General features: G+C 34.0%; 15 protein-coding genes and 5 tRNA genes. 7 read left to right on the plus strand and 13 right to left on the minus strand.

Annotation, left to right across the window (positions count from 1 at the left end; all coding sequences use genetic code 11):
• The first annotated feature begins 272 nt into the window (after nucleotides 1–272).
• The gene (locus PGC14_RS10415) at nucleotides 273–596 is read left to right on the plus strand and encodes a cupin domain-containing protein (protein WP_011916124.1); all 324 of its coding nucleotides are present in this window, start codon (nucleotides 273–275) and stop codon (nucleotides 594–596) included.
• A 233-nt stretch (nucleotides 597–829) separates the two neighbouring features.
• Here PGC14_RS10415 and PGC14_RS10420 read toward each other — a convergent pair.
• The 5 genes from PGC14_RS10420 to PGC14_RS10440 form a co-directional block, all read right to left on the minus strand.
• Nucleotides 830–906 (minus strand) — tRNA-Arg (locus PGC14_RS10420).
• Between the two features lie 9 nt (nucleotides 907–915).
• Nucleotides 916–991: transfer RNA gene (locus tag PGC14_RS10425), tRNA-Lys, on the minus strand.
• 26 nt (nucleotides 992–1,017) lie between these two features.
• Nucleotides 1,018–1,093 (minus strand) — tRNA-Thr (locus tag PGC14_RS10430).
• Nucleotides 1,094–1,110: 17 nt separating this feature from the next.
• Nucleotides 1,111–1,195, minus strand: a tRNA-Tyr gene (locus PGC14_RS10435).
• Nucleotides 1,196–1,290: 95 nt separating this feature from the next.
• Nucleotides 1,291–1,367: transfer RNA gene (locus PGC14_RS10440), tRNA-Pro, on the minus strand.
• 150 nt (nucleotides 1,368–1,517) lie between these two features.
• Here PGC14_RS10440 and PGC14_RS10445 point away from each other — a divergent pair.
• On the plus strand, nucleotides 1,518–2,225 hold the full coding sequence (locus PGC14_RS10445; protein ID WP_271628868.1) for a tRNA 2-thiocytidine biosynthesis TtcA family protein: 708 nt from the start codon (nucleotides 1,518–1,520) through the stop codon (nucleotides 2,223–2,225).
• A 44-nt stretch (nucleotides 2,226–2,269) separates the two neighbouring features.
• The gene (locus PGC14_RS10450; RefSeq protein ID WP_271628869.1) at nucleotides 2,270–4,903 is read left to right on the plus strand and encodes a phosphodiester glycosidase family protein; all 2,634 of its coding nucleotides are present in this window, start codon (nucleotides 2,270–2,272) and stop codon (nucleotides 4,901–4,903) included.
• 233 nt (nucleotides 4,904–5,136) lie between these two features.
• Here PGC14_RS10450 and PGC14_RS10455 read toward each other — a convergent pair whose 3' ends face one another.
• The 6 genes from PGC14_RS10455 to PGC14_RS10480 all read right to left on the minus strand — a co-directional run bounded on the left by PGC14_RS10455 (nucleotide 5,137) and on the right by PGC14_RS10480 (nucleotide 11,985).
• Nucleotides 5,137–5,883 (minus strand): hypothetical protein, encoded by a 747-nt coding sequence (locus PGC14_RS10455; protein ID WP_039765038.1) that lies wholly within the window; start codon nucleotides 5,881–5,883, stop codon nucleotides 5,137–5,139.
• The gene (locus PGC14_RS10460; RefSeq protein WP_271628870.1) at nucleotides 5,880–6,788 is read right to left on the minus strand and encodes an ABC transporter ATP-binding protein; all 909 of its coding nucleotides are present in this window, start codon (nucleotides 6,786–6,788) and stop codon (nucleotides 5,880–5,882) included. The genes PGC14_RS10455 and PGC14_RS10460 overlap by 4 nt, the downstream gene beginning before the upstream one ends.
• A gap of 24 nt (nucleotides 6,789–6,812) precedes the next feature.
• Nucleotides 6,813–8,408 (minus strand): hypothetical protein, encoded by a 1,596-nt coding sequence (locus PGC14_RS10465; protein WP_039765511.1) that lies wholly within the window; start codon nucleotides 8,406–8,408, stop codon nucleotides 6,813–6,815.
• Nucleotides 8,409–8,519: 111 nt separating this feature from the next.
• Nucleotides 8,520–8,837, minus strand: coding sequence for a hypothetical protein (locus PGC14_RS10470; protein ID WP_156823665.1), 318 nt, complete (start codon nucleotides 8,835–8,837; stop codon nucleotides 8,520–8,522).
• A gap of 864 nt (nucleotides 8,838–9,701) precedes the next feature.
• On the minus strand, nucleotides 9,702–11,177 hold the full coding sequence (spoIVA, locus tag PGC14_RS10475) for a stage IV sporulation protein A (RefSeq protein WP_039765516.1): 1,476 nt from the start codon (nucleotides 11,175–11,177) through the stop codon (nucleotides 9,702–9,704).
• 88 nt (nucleotides 11,178–11,265) lie between these two features.
• On the minus strand, nucleotides 11,266–11,985 hold the full coding sequence (locus tag PGC14_RS10480) for an FTR1 family protein (RefSeq protein WP_271628871.1): 720 nt from the start codon (nucleotides 11,983–11,985) through the stop codon (nucleotides 11,266–11,268).
• Nucleotides 11,986–12,268: 283 nt separating this feature from the next.
• On the opposite strand from PGC14_RS10480, the gene PGC14_RS10485 reads away from it, so the two are divergent.
• Entirely contained in the window at nucleotides 12,269–12,487 is a 219-nt protein-coding gene (locus PGC14_RS10485) for an FmdB family zinc ribbon protein (RefSeq protein ID WP_039765519.1), read from the plus strand.
• A gap of 231 nt (nucleotides 12,488–12,718) precedes the next feature.
• Complete coding sequence (locus tag PGC14_RS10490; protein WP_193353817.1) at nucleotides 12,719–13,066, plus strand: hypothetical protein; 348 nt, start codon at nucleotides 12,719–12,721, stop codon at nucleotides 13,064–13,066.
• Nucleotides 13,067–13,117: 51 nt separating this feature from the next.
• Here PGC14_RS10490 and PGC14_RS10495 read toward each other — a convergent pair whose 3' ends face one another.
• Both PGC14_RS10495 and PGC14_RS10500 read right to left on the minus strand, forming a co-directional pair.
• Nucleotides 13,118–13,999, minus strand: a complete 882-nt coding sequence (locus PGC14_RS10495) for an NAD(P)/FAD-dependent oxidoreductase (RefSeq protein ID WP_271628872.1) — start codon at nucleotides 13,997–13,999, stop codon at nucleotides 13,118–13,120.
• 57 nt (nucleotides 14,000–14,056) lie between these two features.
• Nucleotides 14,057–14,383 (minus strand): cyclic-di-AMP receptor, encoded by a 327-nt coding sequence (locus PGC14_RS10500; protein WP_039765529.1) that lies wholly within the window; start codon nucleotides 14,381–14,383, stop codon nucleotides 14,057–14,059.
• A gap of 216 nt (nucleotides 14,384–14,599) precedes the next feature.
• Here PGC14_RS10500 and PGC14_RS10505 point away from each other — a divergent pair, with 216 nt between their 5' ends.
• Both PGC14_RS10505 and PGC14_RS10510 read left to right on the plus strand, forming a co-directional pair.
• Complete coding sequence (locus PGC14_RS10505; protein ID WP_039765532.1) at nucleotides 14,600–15,340, plus strand: ABC transporter ATP-binding protein; 741 nt, start codon at nucleotides 14,600–14,602, stop codon at nucleotides 15,338–15,340.
• A complete protein-coding gene (locus tag PGC14_RS10510) occupies nucleotides 15,319–16,569 on the plus strand; it encodes a SufB/SufD family protein (RefSeq protein WP_039765535.1) in 1,251 nt (416 codons plus the stop codon). The genes PGC14_RS10505 and PGC14_RS10510 overlap by 22 nt, the downstream gene beginning before the upstream one ends.
• Nucleotides 16,570–16,648 lie beyond the last annotated feature (79 nt).

The raw sequence follows: 16,648 nt of genomic DNA on the forward strand, positions 1-16,648 counted from the left end.
CATTCAAAGAACAACAATAATACATGTATACAATGTGTTAAATTTAATTATAGCAGCAAATTCTTAAACAATCAATAATAAATTGAGGTGAATTTTTTGCTTCTTGCAAGTTGAGAATAAAAAACTTGCAATTTTGGTACAGAACTTGCAAAACATTGGGTGTTAAAATAAAAAACAAAAAATTTTGAATATATCTTCTAATTGCAATGATTATAAGTTAGAATTTAAGTATAACATACTGAAGAGAAAAAATGAATTTTTGAGGTGAGAAAATGCCAAAACGAAACATAAACGAGCAGCCATTATTGTTTGGTGACCCAGGATTTTCCTCGTGGGGAATTGCTTATTATAAAAAAGGACAAAAAAACATTGTAGAAAGACATACACACGACTGTGATGAGTACTATTTTGTACTCGAAGGAAAACTGAAAGTGATTTCAGAAGATAAGGAATACATACTTGAAAAAGGTGACATGCTCTGGACAAGGATGGGTGATTTTCATGAAATTGTAGAAGCTTTAGAGGACACAACAATGTTTTGGCTGGAAGGTCCTCTTATGGGCAAAAGGCGAAAAGGCCATCAGTATGAGCTATGAAAAAACATGAGCTGCCACAACTAAAGAGGTATAAATATTTCATTTTCGTTTAAGTTTATTATAATGCTGTAAATTAAATCACGTATTTTAGCAAACAAAATATAAAGGGTAACTGCACCTACGATAGCAGAGCAGTTACCCTAAATTTTTGCAGTCTCTTAGATAGCTGAAAGATAATCATCAAATAAAATGTTTATAATACTATTCCAACCATCAAAACTCTCAAAAACAAATGGCGCGCCCAAGAGGATTCGAACCCCTGACCTACGGATTAGAAGTCCGTTGCTCTATCCAGCTGAGCTATGGGCGCGCATTTAAATGGTGCGCCATTAGGGACTCGAACCCCAGACCCGCTGATTAAGAGTCAGCTGCTCTACCAACTGAGCTAATGGCGCACCTGTTATTTTTTTATTAAATTAAATGGAGCTGGCGATGGGACTCGAACCCGCAACCTGCCGATTACAAGTCGGCTGCTCTACCGATTGAGCTACGCCAGCACCATTTTTAGCCTTAGTGGTGGAGGGGGTTGGATTCGAACCAACGAAGCCTGCGGCAACAGATTTACAGTCTGCCCCCTTTGACCACTTGGGTACCCCTCCATTTTTTACTCTCTTGTTTTTTAAGAGTCGACGTTTTTGTATTTTAGCATAGGCTTTACCTTTCTGTCAATACCCTTTTTAACAATCTATTCTAATGGTCGGGGTGAGAGGACTTGAACCTCCGGCCCCATGGTCCCAAACCACGTGCTCTACCAAGCTGAGCTACACCCCGCCATCAGCATTTATATAATAGCACCATTTTTGATTTTCGTCAAGAGGGGGGAATGAGGAATTTTTAACTTCCTTATATGATAGCAAACATGGTATAATTCTATAATGTCTACAATATAAATCAAAATAATAGCATTTGGAGGAATGAAAAATGCAGCATATCTTTAGCAAGGTGAGAAAAGCTGTAGAAGATTTTGAAATGATAGAAGAAGGAGACAAGATTGCAGTTGGTGTTTCTGCCGGAAAAGATAGTCTCACTATGCTCTACACTTTGAGCTTCATGAGAAGATTTTACCCCAAAAAGTTTGATGTTGTTGCTATCACGGTTGATATGGGATTTGAGGGAATGGTTTTTTTGCCAATCAAAGAATTTTGTGATAAAATAGATGTTGAATTTCATCTTGTGCCATCGCAAATAAAGCAGATTGTGTTTGACATTAGAAAAGAAGAAAATCCTTGCTCGCTTTGTGCAAACCTTCGGCGTGGAATACTTAACTCAACAGCAAAAAGTCTTGGTTGTAACAAGGTTGCGCTCGGCCATCACTTGGATGACGTGGTTGAAACGTTTTTCCTGAGCCTCTTTTTTGAAGGAAGAATCTATTGTTTTTCACCAAAGACATACCTTGACAGAACTCAAATTACAACTATAAGACCTATGATTTATTTAAAAGAACATGACTTGAGGGCTGCTGCAAGAAAACTTGAGCTTCCCGTAATCACAAACCCATGTCCTGCAAATGGAAAAACTAACAGGCAAAGAATGAAAGAGTTTGTAAAAAGCTTAAAACAGTTTCATCCCGCCACCAAGGATTTGGTCTTCAATGCTATAAAGAGAAATATATGGGGATTAAAAGACTAAACTTTTGCAATTTTCATCACAAAAGACTGGAGGCAAGTGTGAAGATGAAAAAGTTTTTAAGCTTTATTTCTTTTGCGACAATTGTGTCGCTCGTTCTATCAGTATTTGCAAAGCCGTATACAGAAATCTTGAGATTTAAAACCACACAGCAGATTGCTCCTCGTACATATTATGAAAAGTATGAACTTTTGACAGATGAAGGGTTTGTGGATATAAATTGCATAAAGCTTGACCTTATAGATGGTGGATTTGACTTTGATGTGGTAAAGTCAAAAGTTGCGAACACCGGTGATTTTGTATATAACATGGTTTCAAGTCAAATCGACAAAAACCCTATTGCTGCAATAAACGCAAACTTCTTTTACACAAACACCAAGACAAATTACAATAAGATTTGGCCAATTGGAATTTCTGTATCAGGTGGCAAGATTATATCTTCACCAAATAACAAGCAAAATACCTTCCCAGCATTTGTATATACAACCTCAAATGAAATTCTTTTTGACTATATAAATGGTCTTTCATACAAGCTTGTAAACTTAGATTCTGGTTATGAATTCAAGATTGCACATGTAAACAAGTTCACAGGCGATTTGACATACCCTATTTTGTTCACAGGGGACTATGTTCAAAAAACCATCGGGAACAAGTACAAGGGAATTGTGGAGCTTATCATAAAAGATGGCATCATCAAAGATATCAGAGAAGAAGAGCAGGCTGTTGCCTTGGACAAGAGCGAATATCTTTTGGCGGCAACAGGAAACTATGCAAAAAACCTGAAAGCAAACTTCAAAGTGGGCGACAAAGTAAGTTTAAAGATAGACCTTTCCATTCCACTTGAGAAAATAAAAGCTGCGGCATCTGGTAATACCTTCTTGTTAAAAGACGGCAAAATACCATCTTTTACACATGAGATTGCAGGAAGGCATCCACGATCTGCAATTGGCATTGACAAAACCGGTCGATACCTCTATCTTGTTGCAGTTGACGGGCGAAATGGAAAGAGCATTGGTGCAACTCAAGGCGAGCTTGCAAGATTCTTGCAGTCAATTGGCGTGTGGACAGCCATAAACCTTGATGGCGGGTATTCCACACAGCTTATTGCAAAGGACAATGATGGAAAGTACAAAGCTTTTTATAACACAGGTGAGACCCGAAGGGTCTTTGATTCAATAGCAGCTTTTTACAAATACAGAGATGATAAAATTGCTACATTTTATATAGACTGTCCTGACAGGGTCTTTGCAGGCGAAGAGTATCCTATAAAGGTATATGCAAAGGACAGATTTTACAATACAATTACATATGATGCTGTATATTTGAAGGTATACCAAGATGCTTACGAGATAGACATAAAAGATGGCATATTTACTCCTTACAAAGATGGTGTTGTTACAATATCTTGTGTGTATGAAGATGTGTACCAGAAAGCTTTTGCACAAAAAAAGATTTCGGTGTACAAACCGGAGATTTTGACCACAAATAAAAAGCAGCTTTACCTTTTGCCCGGTGAGTCGGCAAGGCTAAGGTTTTATATAAAAGATAAGCTTGGCCACTTTAAAGAGATAGACCCAAGAAAAGTTCAAGTAGAAAAAAATCCTGCTTTTGAGTTCAAAGACGGAAGTTTTATAGCAAAATCTAATTTTAGAGGCTTTGTAACATTTTCTTACAAGGATTTAAAATGCAGTATACCCGTTGGAATAGGTGAGACTTTACAGCTTCTTAGGTCGTTTGATTACCTTGCCTTGAGCTGGCCAAAAGGTGTTTCGATGTTTCTTTCATCAAAGAACAAGACACAAGGAAAATATTCAAATAAGGTCTATTTCAGCGTCTCATCGACAAAAGGCAAAAGCTTTAAGCTCAACTTTAAAACTCCTGTCGACCTTACAAATATAAATAAAATTTCATTTGACCTTTGCGCAAAAAATGTCAAAGTATACCTTGGCTTTAAAATGCCAAATGGCACTCAAAAAGAGGTTGAAATACCTCAGAGCAAAAGCGACAATTTTAAAAGCTATTCCTTGAATGTAGAGAGTTACAAAACTTTAGACTATATTTTGCTCATCCCTCAAAAAACACAAGGTTATATCTGGATTGACAATCTGAAAGGTAATGTTGTAAATTTACCGCCTGTTGAAGCTATAAACCAGTATGTTGCAAAGTTCGATAGTAAGCTTGCAAAATCGTCTGTAATTTTACTGACAAAGAGTTTTGAAAGTCTGCCAAGTGACACCAAGAAAAAGGTAGAATCCAATCTTGGCAGCTATTTGAAATGTTACAATCTTGAAAAGGGCAATCCACCATATGAAAAGAATGAAAAGTTTAACATAGTATTTTTAAGAACCAAAAGTGGTTCAATTTTGGATTTTTCGTTCTATCAGTGGATTAGGATTAAAAATCTATCAGCTGAGAAAAAACCACTGATTGTTGTTTTGGACATCCCCTTTGAAAGTCTCAAGCAAAATGAAAAAGATATACTCATAAGACTTTTAAAATCAAGAAAAGCGCCATCAATGATCATCTGCACCACGAGTGATTACACCCGTGTAGAAAGATACGATACTCTTTACATCGGCTATGCATCATCAAACGATCTTTTAGCAAAATCAAGTACGAAAAGTGTAAACCTTGCATGTGATGTTGAAAAAGGTTACATTTACCTTGCAAGAGGGTATTAAAAACGGGATTTTTAAAAATAACATAAAGCCTCTCTCTTGGATTTTCTTATATTCTAATCAAGAGAGAGGTTTTTTGTTTTTCGTAAATTCTTTTACTATTGGAATTACTATTGATATTTAAAGTATCACGTTAAATCCTTTATTTTTCGGAGTAGCTCTTTTTTAACTCTAACTCATTTTCACCTCTTTTAAATCATTTTCTGCAATAAACTCTATAAGTTATGTTATGTTGTTTATACATTTTTTACTTTTCGAATAACAATCCATGATAGAAAAATTCCGATAAATGCATAAGCAATTCTGTTTGTTAACAAAATGTTTAAAGACCAATCTGAAAAAGTTTTGCCTCTTGAAGCATTAATAAATGGAGATAAAAAGCGAAAACTTCCAAATGTAATCAACTCTGATAATATCAGTCCCCAGCAAACAGTATAGGTTATTACTCTGCTGCGTGAATAATAAAGAATAACAAGAGATAAACCTATAAAAAAAATGATAGTTGGTAACACCCTCAAAAATATTTCAAAATACGAAATAGGAACATAAGACTTTTTGTAAAAATTTTCTAATTGAATCAAACAATCATCTATTATTTTTTTTCCCAACATTGAACCAGTGACTAAAGTTAAACACGTTGGTAATACCGCAATCTTAAATTTTGTTAAAAAAGCATTTTTATAACCATAATAATATACCTTAATTAGATTAATAATTCCACCCTCAAAATCATCACCAAAAAATTCTACCAACCACACAACTGTCAAAGCTGCAATTATTTTTTCATAATAAACAAATAACACAGTCATATATCGCTCTGTTGTAAAATGATTTGGGTCTAAAAAATGAATTTTTATATTAGTTGCATCCCCAACCGTATAATGCTTAATTAAAGGAGCAAATAGCAACAAAAGGCTGACAATAGCTATACCTAAAATCTTAAATAACCCTGCAGCTTTAACAAAAAGTTTTATGCTGCTCATTGAAAACTTCCATCCCCTTTTAGATTAAGAGTCAAATAATAAGCATCACTAAGTGTGGGCAAACATTCCTCAACATTTCCAAGCGCTGGCTTTTGGAGACTATAGACTTTTATTTCTATATACTTGCCAAAATCTCTTTCTTCAATTACAAAAAACTCTTTTTTCAAATTTGAATAATTCTGCTTGTCAATTTGAATTTTCCATATACAACCTTCATATTTTTGTAAAAACTTATCATACTTGCCACAAAACTCAACCACTCCTTTGTTCATAACAATCAAGTTATCACAAATAACTTCAACATCTTCTAATAGATGTGTGGATATAAGTATACACCTCTCCTTCTTAATGCTATTTATTAAGTCCTTAAAAGCTTTTCTTTGTTGAACATCTATCGAAGCTGTAGGTTCATCTACAATGATTAAGCGTGATTCACCAATCAAAGCTTGTGCAATCCCTAATCGTTGCTTGATACCACCTGAATATGTTTTTATCTTCTTACAAGCATAATCGCCCAGTCCTGTAACTTCAATAATCTCATTTATCATAGTTTCCATTTTTGTCTTATCTAAAAACTTCTTATCGCATTTGAGGTTAATGGTCAAATATAAAAATTCCTTAGCTGTCAGTTGCGAATACGCTTCAAAACGCTGAGGCAAATACCCTATTAATTTTCTAATTTCCATCAATTGTGATGGATTAGCATAATCCAAGTCATTAAATATTATTTGTCCTTTACCATACTTTAGCAATGTCGCTAAGATTTTCATAAGTGTAGTTTTTCCACAACCATTAGGTCCTAATATGCACGTAATTCCGTCAGTGACTTCAAAGCTTATATTCTTTAAAACCTCTTCCCCTTTTCTGTAGCCAAAATACAGATTATTAACTCTAAGTAAATTCATAAATTTCACTCCTTGTTTTTTAGACTATTCACTACGCAAAAGAATTTTGTCTTTTAGTATTAACTCTTGTCTCGATGATACTCCATAATATGGACCTATTGATATCAGCTTAATATCTCTTCCCATATTCTTATAAGCTGAACTTATCGCTTGTATAGAGTCTGTCAATAAATAGTCACTTGTTTTCAAGTTTAATAATATTGCAGGTGCAATTATATCGATATTTTTTGTGTGCTTTTTAACAAAATATTTGCAACTGTATAAAAATACATTATCTAAAAAGCCATTAAGTGTATATTTGGAGCTACTCTTCTGATTAACATTGAGATTAGTTACTATATTTTTAAATGTTGTATTTAAAGTTATAGTAAAGTAAGCTCTGCCGTTAGAGTTAGACAGCAGCTTTGGATACCAATAAACTTCTGCAGGGAATAGTATAACTTCTCTGTTTAGCAAAAAATATGGTGAGTATAACTGATTTAAATATTCTGGTTTTCCACTGTACTCTAAATATAGATCAAATCTTTTTTTGTTTTTCTTGTTAATTTTTAGTATTATCAGATTGTCTTTTCTTTGATACGGATAATTTTGGTGGTCAACTAACAACCTGCTAACTGAAAATTCCTTATCCAGTGCAAAATACACTTTACTGTCCTTGTCGTTTGTTTTCTCTAACTCAATCAAAACTTTGCTTTTCATACTATTTTTTATATCTGCTTCTATTTCATATTTCAACACTTTAAAACTTGTAGTTTTTTCGCTGAATACCTGAGTTTCATAAATGCTATCTTTAAGCATTGAATAAGATTTTATTCCAATCAAAACAAAAAGCAGAATGCTTAAAAAAGAAATAGTCAGAGAATAAAAGATTTTCTGCCTATTAAATAATCTTTTCTGCATTAAATATACTTTTAAAATAAACAATCCAAATATTAAAAAAAGGAATGATAACAAATGATAAAAAAAATACTTATTCCACATGAATCCATATGAAAAGGTTATTGGAGTACTAAAATAATAGTTTCTGTCCGGATTCAGGATATAAAATAATTTATTGTTTTTTGAAGAAAAGAAGGAGTTCCACGGTCCCATTAAGAGATACACAATTATCAATACCACATATGAATAAAAACCATCTAAAAGTTCACTTATAATTAACGCTAACAAAATATAAATCAAAGACATAACAGTATATGAAATAAAAATGTAAATATAAACATCAACAACAAATTTTACCGCAATATATGATAGAACCCCTTTTACTGCAAGATATATTATGCCAAAAATTAAAAAATACAGCGAAAAAATACAGCTCAAAATCAAAAAAAACAACATATCTCCCACTGTTTTATGTAAAGAATATGGAAATGAAGAAAAAAAATCTTTTTGTGTTTTTCCAAAGGCATATACACAAATAAGCAGAACAAAAAAATAAAATGAAACAATAATAGACCAACAATTAAAAAACAAAGGTAAATCTATATCACTGCCATTGCCAGTATTGAGAATAAAAAAATAAGCAAGAGGTATTATAATACCAGAACCAATCAAAAGAACAAACCACCAACTTCTAATAATTTGCTTTAAATTTAACATCATAAAATCAGATATTCTTTTCAATTATTTTTCACCACCCATAATATGTTAAATTTTACTATATATTGTAAGGCTGTCTTCCATTTAAAAGTGTGTAAAGGAAGACAGCCTTTTTTTATTTTACATTTTTATGACTTAGTAATTTGCAAAAACCCTGCCAGATGTAGGCTTGTTATAATCCCAATCTTCAATCCTAAAATAATATGCATTTGTTGTTGACAAATCATTTAATTGGTGAGTAAAACCAGCAGTTTTTGTTACTGAAAAAACATTCTGATCTGGCCAATATTTTATTACTTTATAAAAGTCAATATTTACATACCTTGTTGACCCATCACTTGCTTCGTTAACTGAACAACCTATAGTGCTTGTCTTGCTTCCAAAATAACAATAACTACTATAAGTCACATGCGTAGAAGCAGTATGTGCCCAATTTTCACTGAAAGCTTTCACTGAAATTGAGATGCAGAACATAAAAATCAAAGTAATAATGACACTAATAAAAATTTTTTCTTTTTTTGAATAAAAGATTTTTGTATACCTCCTTTTCTCAATATTGTATCTTGCAATAAACTCCTTGGCGGCCGCAAAAAAGGAGTTTTTGCCCATACTTTCTACAATTTTGTTTCTCCATAGATTGAAAATTAAAACTTTTCATTTACCTTTTCTATAAGCTTACACTAAATAAATTGTTATACCTTTTTGATATTCAATTATGAAAAATTCTTATTATTTATATAACAACATCTTTTTAGTTTTATCTGAATTTGATAAATGTATTTGATTTATTTATCTTTTTTATTTATAATATTATCTTGTTTATAAATTCGTTTGTATAACCATTTTATGTATAGTCTATTTTATTAATATTTTACTTAAGCATGTTACATGTGTCAACAGTTATATTTTTCTTCTAACTGTTAATTTTTCTAATTGGCTCGCTATAACTTTAAAATACTCTTTGTTTCTTTAAATCTCTATTTGATTTAAAGGACATAAAAACTTGTTGAACAAAACAATTAATAAAATGAGGGGGCTTTTTTCTTTTGTTACTATGTTTACTCTATATGGTTATTTCTTTTATTCAACAACCTCTATCAAATAATAAAAAATAATAGTGCATTTTGAAACACAGGAATTTTTAGAAAGCGCCTTGTTGCTTTTTAAGAAATTTTCAAGAGTCTTATAATAGCAAGCAAAATGTATTCATATTATAAAACCTCCACTATTAATCTTTTATCTCACATTGGGGTAATCAACAATACAAAAACTTGCCAAAACAAAAAGGTCCAGCTCCTTCGCAGTTGGACCTTTTTGTTATAGTATAATACAAATAAGCCCGCCACTTCCTTCATTTATAATTTTTTGCAATGTTTCTTTCAACTTTGCTTGAGCATCCTCTGGCATTCTGTATAGCTTGTTTTGTAAGCCCTCTTTTACAAGCTCATGTAGAGATTTTCCAAATATATTCGATTCCCAAATCTTTTTTGGGTCATCTTCAAACTCCCTCATCAAAAAGTTTACAAGCTCTTCGCTCTGTTTTTCTGTGCCAACAATTGGTGATACTTCTGTCTCAACCTCAACTCTTATAATGTGAAGAGACGGAGCTGACGCCTTTAATCGTACACCAAAGCTATTGCCTCTTTTGACTATTTCTGGAGTCTCTAAACTTAGCTCATCAAGCGATGGAGCAACTATCCCATAGCCTTTTTCCTTTGCTTCATTCAAAGCTTCTTTAAGTTTATCATATTCCTGTTTTATCTTAGAAAGGTCACTTAGAAGCTTTACTAAATGGTGATCTCCTTTTATCTCAAAACCGGTTGACTCTTCAATGATTTTGAAAAGCAGACCTTCTTTGAAATAAACACAGACTTCGCTTTTGCCATCGCCTAAGTTGATTGATACAATTTCGCATCTGCCTATACTCTCAAGCTGTTTTAAAACTTCAAGCTGATCTTTTATATGCCTTATTCTATCCACCTTACTTGCATACTCTTTTAGCTTATCATAGACCTCTCTTTTAAGCCACGATTCTTCAGAAAGCTCATCAAACCACTTAGGAAAGTTTATTTTCACTTCAATAATTGGAAATTCAAATAAAATGCTTTCTAAAATCCTTTTTACATCCTCAATCTGCATCTGAAGACAGTTTACAACCAAAACTGGCATTTTGTACTTCTCTTCAAGTTCTTTTTTGAGCTCTTGGGTGTCTGGTGAATACGGTTTTGCGGTATTCAGCACGATCACAAAAGGTTTCTGAAGGGATTTTAGCTCTTCTATTACCCTTTCTTCTGCCTTTATGTAACTTTCCCTCGGTATTTCAGTAATAGTGCCATCTGTAGTAATGACAATTCCAATTGTTGAGTGGTCCTGGATAACCTTTTTAGTGCCAATCTCTGCTGCCTCTTCAAACGGGATTGGCTTTTCAAACCAAGGTGTTGTGACCATCCTTGGATGGTTTTCTTCCAAATGCCCCATTGCACCTTCAACCAAATATCCTACACAGTCAACAAGCCGAACTTTCATTTTGGCATTGTCATCCAACAGTATTTCAACAGCTTCATTTGGAACAAACTTGGGCTCGGTTGTCATAATAGTTCTTCCTTGAGCGCTCTGTGGAAGCTCATCTTTTGCCCTTTCCTTTTTGTATTCATCTTCAATATTTGGAATGACAAAAAGGTCCATAAACCTCTTGATAAAAGTAGATTTTCCAGTTCTAACTGGTCCAACAACACCAATGTAAATATCGCCATTTGTCCGTTTTGCTATCTCTTTATAGATATCAACATCCATCAAAACAGCTTTCCCCCTAAAAATTTTTAATGGACTTGTCATTAAAAATATATTTTGCTTCAGGGGGAAATATTACAGAGATTTAAGTTTACTCTGCTGTTCTCTTTGCTTTTACATTTGCTCTTATCAGTAAAACTAAAAACGTCAGAAGATACCCTATGCTCAAAATATTTGGAATTATATTATTTTCAGTTTTTAAAACCTCTTTAAGGAGTTCTCTTGCTAAATCTTTCAAGATCTCAGATGAAATAGCTACTAAAATTAGCGTTGTAGCTATGAAAAAGACCTTTATATTTATTCTTTTGGAGAATCTAAATAACAAATAGCCTGCTACTATTGCTGCAAGTATTCCAAAAAGAATCCCATAAAATAAACCAAAAGATTTATCCTTGGCAAATGAAGCCAATGAGAATATAACCATCTCTGCACCTTCTCTGAAGACATTTGCAAAAGAGAGTAGAAAAATCCCAACTGAGTACTTCTGGAAATTAATAACCTTCTGGTAAGCTTCTTGTTTAAAATCTCTTTCTTGAAAGTTAATTGCCAAAACCAAAAACCAGGTAATTAAAATTAGCAACAGTGTCTTTAAGGCTATTTCAACTCCTTCAAACGATTCTTTTAACCTTTCATAAAACACGAACACAACAACACCAAGCAATATACTCAAAACAATCCCTAATACAAGACCAATGTTTAAACTTTTGAGCAAATTCCTTTGATTCAGCTTTTGAATAACACCTACCATCACAGCAATTACAAGAATTATTTCAAATACTTCCCTGAAAGCAATTATAAATCCTTGGAACATGATAACAACTCCTTTCTTTTTGAAATTGATTTTCATTTTCAATTGTAAAGCAATATAAAGAAAATGTCAAGTATTTCTATATGAATAGTATAGTTTAGTTGTATAATAAAAAGGGCTTGTTTACAGCTCTCCACACCTCAAATCATACCATCATAAAACAGTATTCTCAAATTTATTTTCATGAATTATTGAGATATACCTCTATTAGGTATATTGACTAATCTTTAAGTTTTGCCTATAATATCTAATAGAAATGCACATTGATAATAAGGGGGTATATGGTATGCCATTTTATGATTTGAGATGCAAAGAATGTGGCGAAGAGTTTAATGTCAGAGCATCTATAAAAGAAAGGGAAAACAAAGAGATCGAATGTCCAAATTGTCACAGTCATGAGCTTGAGGCAGTTTTCAAAAGTGTGAATATAATCTCATCCTCGAAGTCTTCTGATAGTGGCTATTCTTGTACAAGTGGATGCTGCGGGAGTTCCTGTGAATTTTAAAACAGGGGCAATCTTGAGTAAAACTTTTCAAGGTTGCCCTTTTGTTTTTTTATTTTTTGTGCGGTATAATTTAAAATATAGAAAACTTTAAACTTTCTTTAATTTTCAAAATGCATGAAAGAGAAGCTCTTTTTAATCTTTTAATTGAGGAAATCTTAAGCAGAAAAGACTTTTTTGAAACAAAAAAGAAGAGGTTTTTAGAAAAACTTGAAATTTTTAGGGTGAAATATGATGTATAGGATATTCTGCGAAAGCTATTATAATTATATCAAGAATTTTGAAGCCAAAGGCGCAAAGGATGAATATAGGTATAAAATTGCGAAGGTGTTTGAATTAATTGTAGACCCTCAAAAATTTTATAAAGAGAAAAGTAAAAACTCTGAAACTTATCAAAACCTTTGCGACCTTCTTTGCTATATGAAAGAGAATATCCATAGATACCCAAAATTCAAAGCTTTTTTGTGGACCTTAGAATCTCGTCAAATTGAACCAGATTACTGCGGCAAAACCCCTCAAAATGTACTTGAAGATCAGGCAAAGCTTGCAAATATGTTTTTAAACCTTATGTACTGGGAATAAGCTCCCATTTTTTAAATTTAAAAAAGGACCTCATCGGCTTTTTTGGCCGAATCAGTCCTTTTTCATGAGAGCTTCCTTTATCCTCTTTACATAGCTTGAAGCAGAAAGCCCTGCAACAAGCCCTTCTCCCACTGCCTTTGCAACTTGATAGGGCCGTCCTGTACAATCTCCTGCTGCAAAAAGCCCTTCAATTGAGGTTTGCATATTTTTGTCCACTTTTATATGCCCCTCCTCTGTAAACTCCAAACCATAGATTAGTTGGTCTGCTGGCATTGTCTTTCTGATTATAAATATCCCGTCAACGCTTAAGATTTTATCCTCAAGCTCTATCGCATTTACAAATTCCTGGCCGGACACACTCTTTGGTCTTGACAAAATTACTTCAACATTGTCTTTAAAATGAAATTCATTTTTCTTATAAAGCGGAATGTAATAGAGCTTTTTTGCAAGCTCAGACAAATACTCTGCCTCTTCTTCGGCCTCAACACTTTCACCCACAACTGCTATCACTCTTCCTTTGTAAAGCATTCCATCACAAACTGCACAGTAACTAATTCCCCTTCCAACAAACTCAGCTTCATTCTCAAGAAGAGTTTTCTTTGGCGTCCCTATTGCCAAAATAACAGAATAAGCCTCATAAAATTCATTGCTGGCATTAATTGTGAAGATATTTCCTGACTTGTAGAAATTAATAACCTTTTTATTCACAATCTCAATATTGTACTTTTTAGCATGATCATAAAAGCTTCTTAAAAGCTCCTTTCCAGAGACGCCAAAAAAACCAAGATAGTTATTTATCTCAGGAGCTTTGTATATGGCAGAGTCTTCTTCCTTTGTTGCAAAAACAATTACACTTCTGTTTGTCTGAGCAAGATTAATAGCAGCAGAAAGACCGGCAGGTCCTCCACCAATTACCGCACACTCATAAATCATCTTCAACTTCACCCCTATATTATTATACCCACATAGGGTATATTTTAAAAGTACTTTTCAAACTTTTATAAAGTTCTCAACATCCAGCACAAATATTACAGCACCGCCCTGTTCTATCTTTTGCTTACTGACAAAAAACAAAGTTTGCAGCGCTGGTGGTAGCGTGCTTTTGCAAACCTCCTTCCTTGATGATACATTTTGTTTTATCAGTTCGATTATCTCATCCACCTTCTCATCCTCAGCACCAATCATGAATGTAACAGTCCCTCTATTTAAAAAACCGCCTGTTGAGTAGATAATTGTGGCCGGAACACCGTTTTCTATAAGCGCGAGGTTGACTTTGTTTCTGTCGGTATCTGAAACAATTGCCAGCAATAACTTCATATTTGTACTCCACCTTTTTTCTAACTTTATGTTTAATATTATTTTACCACATTTTTCTTTTGAAAATTTCATCATTATTAATAATATTACTAAAAATTTTTATGTTCCTTGTTTTCAAATATTCCAGTTATTGTTGTTAGCAAATGCAATTTTGGTGGTATAATTAGAGAGTATAAGGGCTAAAACATAAATTAATAGGCAAGGAGATGACAAAAGATGCTTGAGATTGTCGACCTTCATGTTGAGGTTGGGTCGAAAGAGATTTTAAAAGGCATTTCTCTCACAATCCCAGATGGTGAGACTCACATTCTGTTTGGTCCGAACGGAAGTGGAAAAACAACTCTGATGATGAGTATAATGGGGCTTCCTAAATATAAAATCCTATCTGGCAAGATTATCTTCAATGGCATTGACATCACATACATGCCAACACATGAGAGGGCAAAGCTTGGAATTGGAATGATGTTTCAAAAACCACCTGCTATAAGAGGAGTTGAGCTAAAAAAACTTTCTGAGATAATAAAGTCTTTGAGAAACACTGACGTAGATGTGGATGAGTATGCAAGGATTTTAAATTTAGAAGAACATTTATCAAGAGAAGTAAACTTGGGTTTTTCTGGTGGAGAAATTAAAAGGTCTGAGCTACTGCAGCTAATCTGCCAGCGACCAAACTTGGTGCTTCTTGATGAGCCAGAATCTGGTGTTGACCTTGACAATATCACTCTTTTAGGAAATATGATCAAAAAACTTCTAAAAGGCGAAAAGGTGAGAAAAAGACAGACCTCTGGCTTGATTGTTACACACACAGGCTACATTTTGGAGTATGTAAACGCAGACAAAGGTCATATTCTGATTGATGGAAAGCTTGTGTGCTCTGGTCCAGCAAAAGATTTGTTTGAAGAGATTAGGCAAAACGGTTTTGGGAGGTGCGAAGGATGCCTGCAAGACATTATATAGATGAAAATATTTTGGCTTTAGCAAAAAGTGCAGAGAATAAAAAAGCTGCATTTGGCACTGATATAGACTTGAGTCAGTTTGAAGAGGCTGATGAAAAGGAAGAGATAGATGAGCTTTCAAAACTTCCTGAAGAAATACAAAAGACAATCTTAAATGCCGGAATTGAGGTCAAAGAAGAAGGGCGCGTGGGAAGTTTTCTCCAGGTTGACCACTCTGTTGTCTACAAAAGACTTGCACAGAGCTACAGTGGCCAGCTTGAAATTCTGGATATAAATGAGGCACTTGAAAAATACCCAGAAGTTCGAGAAAAGTATTTTTGGAAGACAGTAAAACCTGACAGGGACAAATACACAGCATTTTCTGCTATGCACCCTGCACATGGATACTTTATTAGAGTTTTCAAAGGCCAAAAGGTGGAAAAGCCTGTTCAGGCATGTCTTTTATTGCAAGAAAATGCGAGAATTCAAAATGTACACAATATAGTAATTGTTGAAGAAGGAGCAGAGGTTCAGATAATCAACGGGTGTGCAACAGCACCAAAAGTAAAAGAAGGTCTTCACATTGGTATTTCTGAGTTCTACCTTGAAAAAGGAAGCAAGCTCACATTTACAATGATCCACAACTGGGCAGAAGATTTTTATGTAAGACCCCGCGGTGTGACGGTTGTTGAGGATGATGCTGTGTTTGTGTCAAACTATGTACTTTTAAAACCTGTGAAATCCATACAGTCGTTCCCCATTGCAATCTTGAAAGGTAAAAACTCAGTTGCATCTTTCAACTCACTTTTGTATGGGTTAAAAGATTCTGAGATTGACATGGGCTCTCATATCATCTTAGAAGGTGAAAATTCAAGTGGCCAGGCAATATCAAGGGCTATTGTAAAAGACAGGGCAAAGATTTACTCTCGTGGAGTGTTAGAAGCAAAGCATAACCAATCTCGTGCGCACTTAGACTGTCGTGGAATTTTGTTCTCTGAAGAAGGTGTGATGTATGCTGTGCCAGAGCTATTGTCAGACGGTGCGCCACAGAGCCATCTTTCACATGAGGCTGCAATAGGTCCGATTGCCGAAGAAGAGGTAGAATACCTGATGGCAAGAGGGCTTTCAAAAGACGAGGCAATATCTCTTATAACCCAAGGGTTTATGGATGTAAAAATACTTGGGCTTCCCAAGCATCTTGAAAATTATATACAGGAGCTTATTTTGCAGACCCAAGAGGAGAATATGTAAAAATAAAGAGGCAAGGCGGCAAAGCCTGAGCTACTATCCGTTTATTTGGATAGTTAAGGCTTCTTTTGTGCTAAAGTCT

Source organism: Caldicellulosiruptor sp. DIB 104C (assembly GCF_028198085.1).
GTDB lineage: Bacteria > Bacillota > Thermoanaerobacteria > Caldicellulosiruptorales > Caldicellulosiruptoraceae > Caldicellulosiruptor > Caldicellulosiruptor saccharolyticus.

Bases quoted from the DNA above. Each gene is read 5' to 3' on its own strand.
- PGC14_RS10415 (WP_011916124.1), top strand. From the start codon at position 273: ATGCCAAAACGAAACATAAACGAGCAGCCATTATTGTTTGGTGACCCA.
- PGC14_RS10445 (WP_271628868.1), top strand. From the start codon at position 1,518: ATGCAGCATATCTTTAGCAAGGTGAGAAAAGCTGTAGAAGATTTTGAA.
- PGC14_RS10450 (WP_271628869.1), top strand. From the start codon at position 2,270: ATGAAAAAGTTTTTAAGCTTTATTTCTTTTGCGACAATTGTGTCGCTC.
- PGC14_RS10455 (WP_039765038.1), bottom strand. From the start codon at position 5,883: ATGAGCAGCATAAAACTTTTTGTTAAAGCTGCAGGGTTATTTAAGATT.
- PGC14_RS10460 (WP_271628870.1), bottom strand. From the start codon at position 6,788: ATGAATTTACTTAGAGTTAATAATCTGTATTTTGGCTACAGAAAAGGG.
- spoIVA (WP_039765516.1), bottom strand. From the start codon at position 11,177: ATGGATGTTGATATCTATAAAGAGATAGCAAAACGGACAAATGGCGAT.
- PGC14_RS10480 (WP_271628871.1), bottom strand. From the start codon at position 11,985: ATGTTCCAAGGATTTATAATTGCTTTCAGGGAAGTATTTGAAATAATT.
- PGC14_RS10485 (WP_039765519.1), top strand. From the start codon at position 12,269: ATGCCATTTTATGATTTGAGATGCAAAGAATGTGGCGAAGAGTTTAAT.
- PGC14_RS10490 (WP_193353817.1), top strand. From the start codon at position 12,719: ATGTATAGGATATTCTGCGAAAGCTATTATAATTATATCAAGAATTTT.
- PGC14_RS10495 (WP_271628872.1), bottom strand. From the start codon at position 13,999: ATGATTTATGAGTGTGCGGTAATTGGTGGAGGACCTGCCGGTCTTTCT.
- PGC14_RS10500 (WP_039765529.1), bottom strand. From the start codon at position 14,383: ATGAAGTTATTGCTGGCAATTGTTTCAGATACCGACAGAAACAAAGTC.
- PGC14_RS10505 (WP_039765532.1), top strand. From the start codon at position 14,600: ATGCTTGAGATTGTCGACCTTCATGTTGAGGTTGGGTCGAAAGAGATT.
- PGC14_RS10510 (WP_039765535.1), top strand. From the start codon at position 15,319: ATGCCTGCAAGACATTATATAGATGAAAATATTTTGGCTTTAGCAAAA.